The following is a 12,679-nucleotide window of genomic DNA, read 5'->3' as shown; positions in this document are numbered from 1 at the left end:
TTCTAAGGATGAACGGCTAAGTTCGCCCCGTCCTGGGGCAACGCCGTTCTGACCCACATCCTGTGGGCCTAAGCATAAGACAAGCGCTGACAGAAGGCGCTTTTTGCCTTCCGAAGCGATTGACTTATGACCAGGGTGGTGACGGCCTTTGGTCACAACATTCGAGGGGCTTTATTTTACTTCGTAAAAAATGTTGCTGGGCGCTGGAGCTAGACATCTGTACTTGTTAAAACAGTTATACTTATCTATTAACATAGCCTGCATCCTACCATGGATTGCGGGCTTTTTTCAAATAAAACACCCTGCCATTGCTTTGACAGGGTACTTGCAAATAGTAATATATATTTATTGGCGGATGCCAAATTCATCTGAAATTATTCTCGACCGATTGCTCCCAGTCACATGTATTAAGAAGCAATTTATCGATATCAATATGATAAAACCGCGTGTTGTTGTCATCTACTGGGGTTTCAGCAGTCTCTTCTAATAATTTATCAATATCAACATTCAATAAACCCATCGTATCCCTCCTTCAGCTTACTGTTCATAATCTGTTATAGCATTCGCTAACAGACGGTGTTCTTTTGGGGGTTGATTCATATTTACTATGAAAAATAGCACAGCATTCGACAAGCATCAGATACCGTTATAAAATGATACAAATTATAATTTCACGGTCTTGATTTCTGGCCTCTGCAATATAAGAAATGCTCCGATAGAGCATAAAGGATGATCAGCTATGATACATTTATTGCCGTTAATGCTCGAAAGAGTTGGAATTATCATTATCATCGCTTTTTTGTTTGCGAGACTTAAGGTGTTCCGCACCATTATAAATAATGACCATGGGACAAGGGTCAAACTGCTGTTAGTAATAGTGTTCGGCGGTTTTGGAATTATCAGCAATTATACCGGGATTGAAATCCAGGATAATTCGGTTCTTGAGAGTGCCTGGCTCATGAATGTAGAACCGGATAATGCAATTGCCAATACAAGGATTATGGGGATTGGCATTGGCGCCTTGTTGGGAGGTCCTGTTGTCGGGTTTGGAATCGGACTCATTGCGGGAGTGCATCGGCTATTTTTGGGTGGATTTACTGCCGAGGCCTGTGCCTTATCAGCGGTTCTTGCCGGTCTTGCTGCGGGATATATCGGAAATCGGCGACAGAAAACGGCGGAGATCACTCCATGGTTTGCAGTGGGTGTCGGTGTTTTGATGGAAATGACGCAGATGGGAATCATCCTATTGGTAACAGAACCATTTGAAATGGCCTGGAATCTCGTCCAGCTTATTGGCATTCCGATGATTGTTATAAATGGTTTTGGAACATTGCTGTTTATGTTCATCATACAATCAATATTGCGGGAAGAAGAACGATTCCGTGCCCTCCAGACGAACAAAGCGTTTCATATCGCCGATCAGACACTGCCATTTTTCCGCCAGGGCTTAAATACGGATTCCTGTAAGGAAGTAGCTCAAATATTGCTGAGGCTCACTGATGCAGATGCTGTTGCGATTACAAATGATCACGGGGTGCTGGCCCATGTCGGGGATGCCTCAGATCATCACGTTCCGGGGGAGGGGCTTGCGACCGGCCTTACAAAAAAAGTGCTGGGTGAAGGAAAAATTATTACAGCAAGACGAAAAGAAGAAATTTACTGTTTTAAGGAAGATTGTCCACTGCAGGCAGCGATTGTCCTGCCGCTTAAGGTTCATAATAATACAGTTGGTACATTGAAACTATATTTTAAGCATCCATCCCAGCTTAAAGAAGCCGAACAGGAACTCGCTGAAGGATTGGCCAAGCTGTTTTCCACCCAACTGGAACTGGCTGAAGCTGAATTGCAAAGCAAACTATTAAAGGATGCCGAGATTAAGGCGCTGCAGGCACAAGTCCATCCACATTTTTTATTCAATTCAATCAATACTATTTCAGTCCTCTGCCGGACAAATCCTGAAAAGGCAAGGAAGCTCCTTCTTGAACTGAGTGTATTTTTCAGAAGCAACTTGCAGGGGGCAAGACAAACCATGATTCCTCTCGAAAAGGAACTTGAACATGTGCAGGCCTATTTGTCTTTGGAGCAAGCGAGGTTTCCCAATAAATATGAAGTGCTTTTTAATATAGAGCAAGGACTTGAGAAAATCGCTCTCCCTCCCTTCACGCTGCAGCCTTTAGTAGAAAACGCTATCCGCCACGCTTTTCCCCGATCTAAAAAATTGGGAAGGGTTACGATTACAGCCTCTTCGGATAACGGGCTGATGCATTTAACAGTTGAGGATAATGGGAGAGGAGTTTCAGGGAGCGAGCTGGATCTTCTCGGTAAACAAGCTGTGGCATCAAAGCATGGTACGGGTACAGCGCTGGTAAATATTCGAGAGAGGCTTGATGGGATTTATAATATGAAAGCTGGATTCCACATTGAAAGTGAAGAAAACAAGGGCACTAAAATTTCGATATCGATTCCTCTTTCCAGAATAGGAGCGGAAGAACATTATGCTGAAAGCATTTATAGTAGACGATGAACCATTGGCAAGAGATGAGCTGAAATATCTCCTGCTTCGCAGCAAACAAGTACAGATTGCAGGGGAAGCCGGCTCTGTTGAAGAAGCGTTAGAACAGATTTCTGTTCTTAGTCCGGATCTGGTTTTTCTCGATATAGAGCTGGATGAGGAAAGCGGACTTGAGCTTGCAGAGCATATCAAAAAGATGGATCCCTCTCCTGCTATTATTTTTGCTACTGCTTATGACGAATACGCGCTTCAGGCTTTTAACCTGAATGCAGTGGATTACCTATTAAAACCATTTGACGAAACAAGGCTCCAGCAGACCCTTGAAAAAATAACACAAATAAAATCCATAGGAGGCTATGAAGAAGCTCCTGCTGCAGATTATCCTCGGATGCCCATAGCACAAACAGGGAAAATCGCGGTCACAGTCGAAGAGAGAATTGTGCTAGTGGAAATCCAATCAATTCTCTTTGTTAGTTCTGCTGAAGGGAAAACCATCATTACCACCCTTGAAAAAGAGTATAAAATTGCGGATCCATTGATTGTGCTTGAGAAAAAACTGAACAACTCTTCTTTTTTGCGAGTTCACCGAGGCTACCTTGTAAACCTGCATCACATTGAAGAAGTCCAGCCCTGGTTCAATTCAACCTACAACCTGATCATGCAAAACGGTTCCAAGGTTCCTGTTAGCAGGACATATGTCAAAGAACTGAAACAGATACTTGGTTTTTGATTAGATCTTGTTTACCACAAGGTCTTTTTTCATTTGAAGAGCTTTTCTGAAAATCCGATCTTGTCCATCCCCCTGCTTTTCACAGCCTATAAATGCATTTCAGCCTTCTATTTTTGCAACTGAAAACGAGTATCTTGCATATTAGCATGAAAAGTGTATGGAACCGTTTTCATTTAGTAGAATGAAGACATACAAAGATAGGAGGACATCAAATGAATGCAATTACATTAGTTGTAGGTTCTATGTGTATTTTAATGATTGCTTATCGCCTATACGGCACTTTCATGGCTGTAAAGGTTTTGAAATTAGATGATTCGAAAAAAACTCCTGCGCACGAGCTGGAGGACGGAAAAGATTATGTCCCGACTAATAAATGGGTTACATTCGGCCATCACTTTGCCGCTATCGCAGCTGCCGGTCCGTTGGTTGGGCCAATTTTGGCAGCACAATTCGGATACTTGCCCAGTATGCTCTGGCTATTAATCGGTGCAGTAATTGGCGGAGCTGTCCATGATGCGGTTGTATTATTCGCTTCCATGAGGCAAAGAGGAGAATCACTGGCTGAAATCGCCAAAAAAGAACTGGGACCTGTTGCCGGATTCTGTACAGGCCTGGCGATGCTGTTTATCATTACGATTACAATGGCCGGATTATCTATGGTTGTACTTCATGCGCTAGAGCATAATCCATGGGGTACATTTGCTGTAGGAAGCACGATCCCAATAGCAATGGGCGTGGGTTTATATCACAAGAAAACAGGAAACCTAAAAGGGGCTTCCATCGTAGGCTTTGCTCTTATTATGGTTGCAGTCTTCACAGGCCCTTATATTCAAAATACATTCATTGGTGAATTTTTAAACCTTGATGTGAAAACGCTGTCAATTATTCTTCCAATTTATGCATTCTTTGCAGCAGCACTGCCTGTCTGGCTGCTGCTCGCACCGCGCGATTATTTGAGCAGCTTTATGAAGCTTGGAGTGTTCGCTGCCTTGATTCTCGGTGTATTTGTTGTTAACCCTGAAATCCAGTTCCCGGCAGTAACCGAGTTTGTGAACGGGGGCGGGCCGATTTTAGCAGGACCTGTATGGCCGTTCATCTCCATCACGATTGCCTGCGGTGCGATTTCAGGCTTCCACGCATTCGTAGGCTCCGGTACGACGCCAAAAATGCTTGACCGCTGGAGCGATATTAAGGTGGTTGGCTTTGGTGCAATGCTAGTTGAATGTCTTGTAGCGATTATGGCACTTGTAGCAGCTACTGCGCTGCAGCCTGCTGATTATTTTGCAATCAACTCAACACCGGAAGTATTTAAGACATTGGGGATGGAAGTTGTCAACCTTCCGAAATTGTCTGAAGAAATTGGCCTTAACCTGGAAGGCCGTACAGGCGGTGCCGTAACGCTGGCTGTCGGAATGACTTACATCTTTACGGAAATACCATGGTTTTCAAAACTCGCTTCATTCTTCTTCCAGTTTGTTATTATGTTCGAAGCGTTGTTTATTTTAACTGCAATTGACTCCGGCACACGTGTTGCACGTTACCTGATTCAGGACTTTGTGGGCGTTTACTATAAGCCAATGAAAAAGATCGATTGGCTTCCCGGCGCTATCATTGCGAGTGCAAGTGCATGCTTCCTGTGGGGCTACCTGCTCTTTTCAGGTGATATTGGATCCATCTGGGCGCTGTTCGGAGTATCAAACCAGCTGATGGCTTCAATCGGTTTAATTATCGGTGCCACTATTATTCTAAAAATCGCTGACAAACGCAGATACATGCTTACTTGCTTAATACCGCTTGCGTACCTTTATGTAACAGTTAACTATGCAGGCTACTGGATGGTGAAAAACGTATATCTGAATTCGGCAGCTGCTGGCTACAGCGTACTAAATGCTGTTCTTTCCATCACCATGCTGATCCTTGGTGTTGTCATCATCATAACTGCTATTAAAAAGTGGACTAACGACTGGAATCGGCCACGTCAGGCAGTAAATACATCTAAAGGAGCCAAGGCTTCTTAACATCCAAAAGAACTTGCCATGATTTCACGGCAAGTTCTTTTTTTAAAGACTGTCTATTGTGCAATTAATGGTTTACATTGCCGATAGAGCCTTGCTGATTGCCTTCCGCTGGTGCAAACATATTGACAATTTGCTCCATATCCTGCTGGGCAAACTGCGGCACCTGGTAATAATGGTGCTTATTTTGATAAATTGAAAGCTCATATGCCATTTCAATGCAGTTTGGAAGAGAATCCGCCAATACGCGTCGAACAACAGGATTGGTTGATTCCAACGCCGCCATTGTTTTCATCGCAGCGTTCGATTTTTGTGAAGCCAGCAAGCAGCCAGACACATTTTCATCGGTCATCTCATTCACTGACTGAATCGGCTTACTTGGCTGTGAAGGCTTTAATCCATATATAAAATCGTTATCCTGTGTCATATTATAGCGTTTTGTTGGAACAGTTGGATCCTGTCCTGTTCTGAAACAATCAATCGTTGTGTTGTACTCCATTTGCATAAATGAATATTGCCGGTCAAGGATATTTAGCAGCTCTGGATCCTTTACATATTGGCGCAGCATTGTGTACTGATTCATTGCTCCAATGGATCCCATTAAAGCCTCTCTTACATCAAGCAGTTCATGGGCACTATGATTCATACGCTGGTTAACAGCCCCCGTATGCATGTTTTCGTGCAAATGGCCTTGTTGATTTTCCATAAAAACCCCTCCTAAAATCTAAGATGCATACGCGGTTAGTATACGTTCTGAAACTGAAGCTATACGTCTTTACATGGTGTTAAAGAAATATCCAATTAGTCGAAACATAATTATCAATTATAAGATGAAACTGACAATAACCGAGGAAAGAACACTTACGAGCGTTGCTCCGTATAAAAGCTTGAGACCGAAGCGGGCCACCACATTCCCTTGCTTTTCATTGAGACCTTTTACAGCCCCAGCGATAATTCCAATTGAAGAGAAGTTGGCAAAAGAGACCAGGAAGACAGAAATAATCCCAACCGTCCTTGCACTCATCTCAGTACCAATATTGGACAGATCCATCATCGCAACAAATTCATTGGTAACCAGCTTTGTTGCCATGATTCCTCCAGCCGCAACTGACTCTGAAACGGGAACACCCATAATAATCGCAAAAGGAGCAAAGATATAGCCGACAATCTGCTGAAAGGTGAGACCGAAAATCAGGTCAAAAATACCGTTTACAGCTGCAATTAATGCAACAAATCCTAAAAGCATCGCTCCCACAATGATAGCAACCTTAAAGCCATCCATAATATATTCACCAATCATTTCAAAGAAGGTCTGTCTGGCTTCTTCCATTACAACCAAAATATCCTCCTTATCATCCACCGTATAAGGATTTATGATGGATGCGATGATAAAACCTCCAAAAAGGTTGATAATTATTGCTGTTACAACATACCTTGGCTCAATCATTGTCATATACGCACCGACAATCGACATGGAAACAGTGGACATCGCAGAAGCACAAAGCGTATATAACCGATGGGGCGGCAATCCTCCAAGCTGCTTCTTTACAGTGATGAATACTTCCGATTGCCCTACCATTGCAGATGCTACCGCATTGTAGGACTCTAATTTTCCCATTCCATTGATTTTACTTAATGCAAACCCTATCCCTTTCATAATAAGGGGCAGAATACGTAAATGCTGTAATATTCCTATTAAAACCGATATGAATACGATAGGCAGCAAGACGTTCAGGAAAAAAGGAGCCTGGCCCTCATTGGCGATACCCCCGAAGACAAAGCCTATCCCCTCCTGGGCATATTCCAGCAGTGTATCAAATACATTGGCAATCCCGGTAACAACAATAAGGCCAAGCTGAGTGTTTAGCAGCAAAAAAGACAAGAATAATTGAATGACGATCATTAAGATAATCGGCTTGATTTTTATATTTTTTTTATCATTGCTTGCAATCCATGCAAGAAGTAGTACCACCATTAAACCAATGAATGAAATAATGTATTTCATATGCGCCTCCATTAAATATTTTCAGGACTTATCATTTCCTTTTTCCTTAAAAACCACTCCAAAATTAATGGCTACCATACTTCACGCACATGAATGCAGGAAGAAGTGCATATGTTTTATTGTAATTTGTGAGGGAGGTTGATTAATGAAAAAGGACTTTCGAGAGGAAGCATTGTTTGAACTGCGATTTTGGATGCAAATTTTGGGGGATCACAGCCGATTCATTCATGACTCTTTGGCTCCATCAGAAAAAAGGTATATTGAAAGATCGAGCCAGTTTATTTTAAAGTTTGACCAGCTCCTGGATGCAGCAAGAAAACCATTGGAGGACCATAACCTTCTTTCATTACTGCTCCTGGCGCAAACAGAGGCAGAGGCCATTCGCGAGCTGAAGCTATCTATCATAAAGGACCATCTCGTCGGCGAGGTGAAGATTGGGCTTTCCCCTTCTTTTTTGAACCATATGGTAAATGAAGTGGAAGAAGCGTTAAGACTGTTGTCGTTTCTCGTAAGAGGACACCAGTTACCGAGCGTCCACCCCTTACACCACGACTTGCTCTGGCTGCTTGATGCTGCAGGACATGCTGGAGCCATTGCCAATGAACTCGATACAGTAGAAAAGAAATTAAAAAGGCAAGCCAGACAGTTCAGTAAGGATTGGGAAGAATTCTACTTAAAATCAATCGAGCTAACGGGTTTTTTACGGACAAAAACAGCTGAATTTCCTGCCTTATCGAAATTCCATCATGATGTAGAGCTTGAAATGGCGGTATTCCAGCACTTTTTACAGGAACTCGAGGAAATGGAGCTTAGAAAAGAAACGTTAGGTACACTGACTCCCCTGATGGCCGACCATATGGCCAGGGAAGAATGCTACTATCTCACCAAGCTTGCTGAATCAGCGGCGGTAAAGCAACCGGATTGCGATCCATCAAAACCGAGAACCCCTTCCTGATTAAGGGTTCAGCCCCATACAAAAAACCTTGTCGAAATGACAAGGTTTTTTCTGTTTATTTTATTTTTATTATTTAAAAAGGGCAGGTTCTTGTTCAAGCTGCTCCCAATAAGGTTCTAAGGAATTTTCAATAATTTCATAGACAAAATCAGGATTTAGATGCGGAAGCAATTGTACAGCATATTCCCAGGCATTTTCTTCAATTTGCAGAGCAATTTCCTGCCTTTCCCGCTCATTTAAGCTCTCATCCATTTTATCTGCCAATGCCATAAGTTCTTTATCTTCTGCATGCCCTATTTCGTGGGCAAAAACCACAGCTAAATAATCCATAAAATGATCAAGAGACGAGAAAAGCTGCAGGCACTGCTGTTTGATTTCTTCGATATATAAAGTAATTGTGTTTGAACCCATGCTATATTTACCGCCGGCAAAACGGTCACCGGGAAAATGTTCTTCAAGGTTGACTTTAACCTGGCTTCCAGAAGCTAGTAACAGATCATCAATTAACATCCTGATGCTTTCCTGTATCAATTCATACACCTTTTTTCTTTTTACTATAGGTTACTTATTATATGCTATTGCCACTGGAAAATAAACAATTAATTTACCCTAAAAAAGATTTTTAAAACCTGAAATGGATAAATTTTTTAAATTATTTCATGCCTTGATTTTTGTGAAAGAATACTCAAATTCTCTAGGAACATATAGGTCTTTAGGTTACCATGTTGCTGAATTAGAAATTCTTGTTTTTCCGGTTCCATTCAATTAAAAGCCTCTAGAACGCTTGAAAACAGTGTAAAAAATTTATTTTTCAAAAACGCTTTAAACATATGGAAATATGTTTATTTATTAGAATATTATGGGTAATTAATTCTTTGTAATCCCTTTATACCAATACATATGTAGGAGATGATATTTTTGACAAACAAGCTTGTTGTAACCTTATCAATCGCTTTACTAGTTTCTTTTTCGCCACTGGGTGTACTCGCAGCAGACGAAAAGGGGAAGGAAGAAACAAAAAAAGGCATCGAGGTCATATCAGAGAAAAATCTTAATACTGCAAAAAAAAGAGAACAAACTCAGCTGCCCCCACAGACCTCAAAGATAACGGTTAATCAAACTTCTACGACTCCTCCTTCAAGCAAGCCAAAGTCTGATGTACCGCGCAAAGTTCTCAAGAAAGCTCCCGATAACGCTTCTGCCGGAAAAACAGTTTCCCATACGCCTAAAGTAACAGCTAAAACAACTATTACAAGTAATGCAGCTGCTTCAACAAATCCTAAAACCGGTAAAGTTCAAACGGTTGATACGGGACTCACCATTGACTCTTCTGTTACATCTTTCAGTGATTTACAGGTAAGTTCCATGTTAAAAAAGGTAAATGGCTATGTAAAACTCAACGGGGATATCTCCATAGGAAAAAAAGAAATGAACCCAGTCTATAACTTTGAATTATCTAATGATGAGTCTGAGACATTAGAATTCCTCACCGTATTTATACCATTTCCAAAGGGATACACAATTAGTGAAAGCAGTAATTTCATTATTACCGGCTCTGAAACAGACAAGGTTTCTTGTACATTGGCAGAAGGAAATACAGGTGTAAACCTGGTTATCCCTAACCTGACTTCAGGAGAAAAACTTAACTTTGACGTAAGATATTCTTTATTAAAGGCGGAAACCGAGGAAGATGAAAATACACAGTTAAAAGAAAAACTGAAGATCACTAGTTCAGCCGTATTTGCTTGGAGTGGAAACATGGCTGAAATCACACCGAATATAACGATTAAAAATGATTTAGAAAAAGCTGTAAAACTGATCACTTTGAAGTTTTCTATTCCTCAATCCTTTAAAATCAAAGATGCAACCTGGGCAGATGGCGTAAAATATTCCATTAAACGGGAAGGCAATGAGTGCATCCTGATCATCAATGAATTACCGGCTGGCGTGTCGAATTTAAAATTAAAAATTCACGGTAAGCTTGCAACAGACCTTAAAACGCTGGACATGCCATTAACTCTGTTGGCCGCTGATGAAAAAATTTTTGAAAACCGGATGACTGTCACTGTTCCTGAACTGCCGGATATCAGTGATCTGAAAGGAAAGCTGAAAGTTACGGGAGGAGCGGTGTTTACCCAGAATGGAAAATCGGCTATTATTACACCTGCGCTAACAATAAATAATTCAGGACAATCGTTTGAAAATGTGAAACTTCGTTTGCAAATTCCTGAATCTATCAACATTCAGGAACTAGCCTGGTCAAAAGGATTAAAGTACACAATTGCAAGAGAATCAGGCAACGTTTGCATCCTTACCATTCCTGAGTTGCCCGCTGGCCTCTCCACCCTGAATCTAAAGATAATTGGTGAATTAAAAGGCGGCACAAAACAGATGTTACTGCCTTTATCCTTGGTTGGATCAGAGGAACAAATCATGGAGCAGCCTATGGTATTGAATGTTACTCATCCACAAGGCAGCAGCAATATTGATATAAAAAGCAAAGCCAGTTTCAGCTGGAAGGAAAAGCTTGCAGTCATTAGCCCCACTCTAACAATTGAAAATACAAATTCACAACCTTTAAAGGATGTAACCATTACTCTTGCGGTTCCAGCATCCTTACATGTTACAGAGCTTAAAAGGACTGCGGGAATACCGTTCACCGTTTCCAAGAAAAGTGACGCATCTTTGAATCTCAAAATTCCAGAGCTTCCTGTGGGAACCTCCACTCTCTCACTTAATGTAAGCGGAGAATTAAAGGGGAATCCGAAAGCACTAGCAATGCCTATCACTTTACAGTATTCAGAAGGCCAATTTACGGAAGAACCGTTAAAGTTCGCCGTTATGGATGTTACTGATGTGAATAACAATTATCCAGGTAACCAAGGACCAGATAATAACAACTCCACCCCAGCTGAAAACTCTTATGGAACACATTCAGGAAGAACAGGCAGTGCAGCTGCTTTAGGAAATTCTATCAGTCCATTAACCGGTCATCATTCAGCAGTCAATGGCAGCAGCATGCTCCCAAGAACAGGATCGATTATTGATGACAATGCTTTGCTTTCCATAGGGGTTACACTTCTGGGGATTGGCATCTTTTTATACCGCCGCTCACAAATGATTAGAAAATGAGGCACATTATATGAAAAAGCAGCTGAGAATTATAAGTTTTTTCTTTTTCATAACAGGGATAGCGGTTATTGCCTATCCCTTCTACACCGATTATAAGGTTGAAAAAGCTCAGGCGAAAATGGAGGAGGATTGGGACGCGCTGGCAAGAACCCCAATCTTTCAGCAGAAATATGAAAGCACTGCACATAATGAGCAGGCCTCGGCTCCTTCTGATACAGGTCCAGGTACTGCAGTTAACGCCAAAAAGCAAAATAGCACGGAAAGCGTAATGGAGAGAAAACAGATTAAACAGCATAATGTAGTTGGGAAAATCTCCATTCCGAAGATTGGTTTAAATGCCATGATTGTCCCGGGGATCAACCAAAAAAGCTTAAAAAATGCTGTCGGCTGGATGCCCTCAACCACCCTTCCGGATGAACAAGGAAATATGGTTTTGGCAGGACACAGAAGCCATACTTATGGAAAATTTTTTAATCGCCTTGGTGAATTAACAAAGGAAGATGTGATTACTATCCGTTCCCTTTCCGGTACTTACACCTACAAAGTTTATCAGATTGAGGTTGTCAAGCCGACGGATGTATCCGTTATCCAGCCTACCGGCGGCAAAACGCTCACTCTTGTTACCTGCCATCCTCTGAATTCAAACAAGTATCGGTTAATTATTAAGGCCGTCCAGGAAGATCATCAATCCTCTCGCTAAATAATAAACACTTTTTGCAGCGTTTTATACGGCAAAAAGGATCAAGTAAATAGGAATGAACAAGTTAAAAAACCTTGTCAGTTCAAAGGCTGACAAGGTTTTTTCCATAAAGAACTATCCAATTAAGCACGGTATGGTGTTTAATCGAAGAAAGCTATATTAACTGACAATGAAGCTTTTAAGCATGTTTACCATAAATTTGGTTTAACCACCATAAACCACAGCATGGCCATTAACAGAATAATATATATCCAGACAGACCGGTTAAGCTTAGCGGCGATATCGATTCTATTCTGGCCGTCTTCCTTCAATTTCCGCAGTTTTGGTGAAAATGCCCTGGCGAGAAAAAATAACGAACAAAACATGATCAGCAATGTCATGACGATCCACGGAGTTGTCCATGTCCACGGCCCCATTACAACCATCAGAATTCCTGTTGTTACCAATACATGTCCTGCATGCATGGTAAGCCTTACAGCAAAACGGAAGGCATCCATTATAACGTCCTGTTCAGCACCTTTTGCTTTCCTGAGCTTTTTTACTAATGGTAAAAGAACAAAGAATGGCCCAATCGAGATAATCACACTGGACACATGGAGATAAATTAGAACTCGGTATAGCAAGTCCATT

At 41.5% G+C, this 12,679-nt stretch carries 11 protein-coding genes; 6 read left to right on the top strand and 5 right to left on the bottom strand.

Annotated elements, in window-relative coordinates:
- Positions 1-364: 364 nt before the first annotated feature.
- A complete protein-coding gene (locus D0469_RS21170) occupies positions 365-520 on the bottom strand; it encodes a hypothetical protein (RefSeq protein WP_158553521.1) in 156 nt (51 codons plus the stop codon).
- Between the two features lie 219 nt (positions 521-739).
- On the opposite strand from D0469_RS21170, the gene D0469_RS15800 reads away from it, so the two are divergent.
- The 3 genes from D0469_RS15800 (at position 740) to cstA (ending at position 5,260) form a co-directional block, all read left to right on the top strand.
- Complete coding sequence (locus tag D0469_RS15800; RefSeq protein ID WP_117327681.1) at positions 740-2,524, top strand: sensor histidine kinase; 1,785 nt, start codon at positions 740-742, stop codon at positions 2,522-2,524.
- Entirely contained in the window at positions 2,496-3,242 is a 747-nt protein-coding gene (locus tag D0469_RS15795) for a LytR/AlgR family response regulator transcription factor (RefSeq protein WP_117327680.1), read from the top strand. Before D0469_RS15800 ends, D0469_RS15795 begins: the two co-directional genes overlap by 29 nt.
- Before the next feature lie 212 nt (positions 3,243-3,454).
- A complete protein-coding gene (gene cstA, locus D0469_RS15790; RefSeq protein WP_117327679.1) occupies positions 3,455-5,260 on the top strand; it encodes a carbon starvation protein CstA in 1,806 nt (601 codons plus the stop codon).
- A 64-nt stretch (positions 5,261-5,324) separates the two neighbouring features.
- Here the strand turns inward: cstA and D0469_RS15785 are convergent, their stop codons facing one another.
- The gene (locus tag D0469_RS15785) at positions 5,325-5,963 is read right to left on the bottom strand and encodes a spore coat protein (RefSeq protein WP_117327678.1); all 639 of its coding nucleotides are present in this window, start codon (positions 5,961-5,963) and stop codon (positions 5,325-5,327) included.
- Between the two features lie 117 nt (positions 5,964-6,080).
- The gene (locus D0469_RS15780) at positions 6,081-7,262 is read right to left on the bottom strand and encodes a NupC/NupG family nucleoside CNT transporter (RefSeq protein ID WP_117327677.1); all 1,182 of its coding nucleotides are present in this window, start codon (positions 7,260-7,262) and stop codon (positions 6,081-6,083) included.
- 145 nt (positions 7,263-7,407) lie between these two features.
- Here D0469_RS15780 and D0469_RS15775 point away from each other — a divergent pair, with 145 nt between their 5' ends.
- Complete coding sequence (locus D0469_RS15775) at positions 7,408-8,217, top strand: DUF2935 domain-containing protein (protein WP_117327676.1); 810 nt, start codon at positions 7,408-7,410, stop codon at positions 8,215-8,217.
- A 69-nt stretch (positions 8,218-8,286) separates the two neighbouring features.
- On the opposite strand, the gene D0469_RS15770 is transcribed toward D0469_RS15775, so the two are convergent.
- On the bottom strand, positions 8,287-8,727 hold the full coding sequence (locus tag D0469_RS15770; protein WP_233523086.1) for a hypothetical protein: 441 nt from the start codon (positions 8,725-8,727) through the stop codon (positions 8,287-8,289).
- 408 nt (positions 8,728-9,135) lie between these two features.
- Here D0469_RS15770 and D0469_RS15765 point away from each other — a divergent pair, with 408 nt between their 5' ends.
- A complete protein-coding gene (locus D0469_RS15765) occupies positions 9,136-11,349 on the top strand; it encodes an LPXTG cell wall anchor domain-containing protein (RefSeq protein ID WP_158553519.1) in 2,214 nt (737 codons plus the stop codon).
- A gap of 10 nt (positions 11,350-11,359) precedes the next feature.
- Positions 11,360-12,049: a sortase gene (locus D0469_RS15760; protein WP_117327673.1), complete on the top strand. Its 690-nt coding sequence runs from the start codon at positions 11,360-11,362 to the stop codon at positions 12,047-12,049.
- Between the two features lie 188 nt (positions 12,050-12,237).
- Here D0469_RS15760 and D0469_RS15755 read toward each other — a convergent pair whose 3' ends face one another.
- Positions 12,238-12,672: a hypothetical protein gene (locus D0469_RS15755; protein WP_199478547.1), complete on the bottom strand. Its 435-nt coding sequence runs from the start codon at positions 12,670-12,672 to the stop codon at positions 12,238-12,240.
- Between the last annotated feature and the right edge of the window lie 7 nt (positions 12,673-12,679).

The sequence above is a fragment of the Peribacillus saganii genome, assembly GCF_003429095.1.
Lineage (GTDB): Bacteria > Bacillota > Bacilli > Bacillales > DSM-1321 > Peribacillus > Peribacillus saganii.
This window is presented reverse-complemented; position numbering and strand designations above follow the sequence as displayed.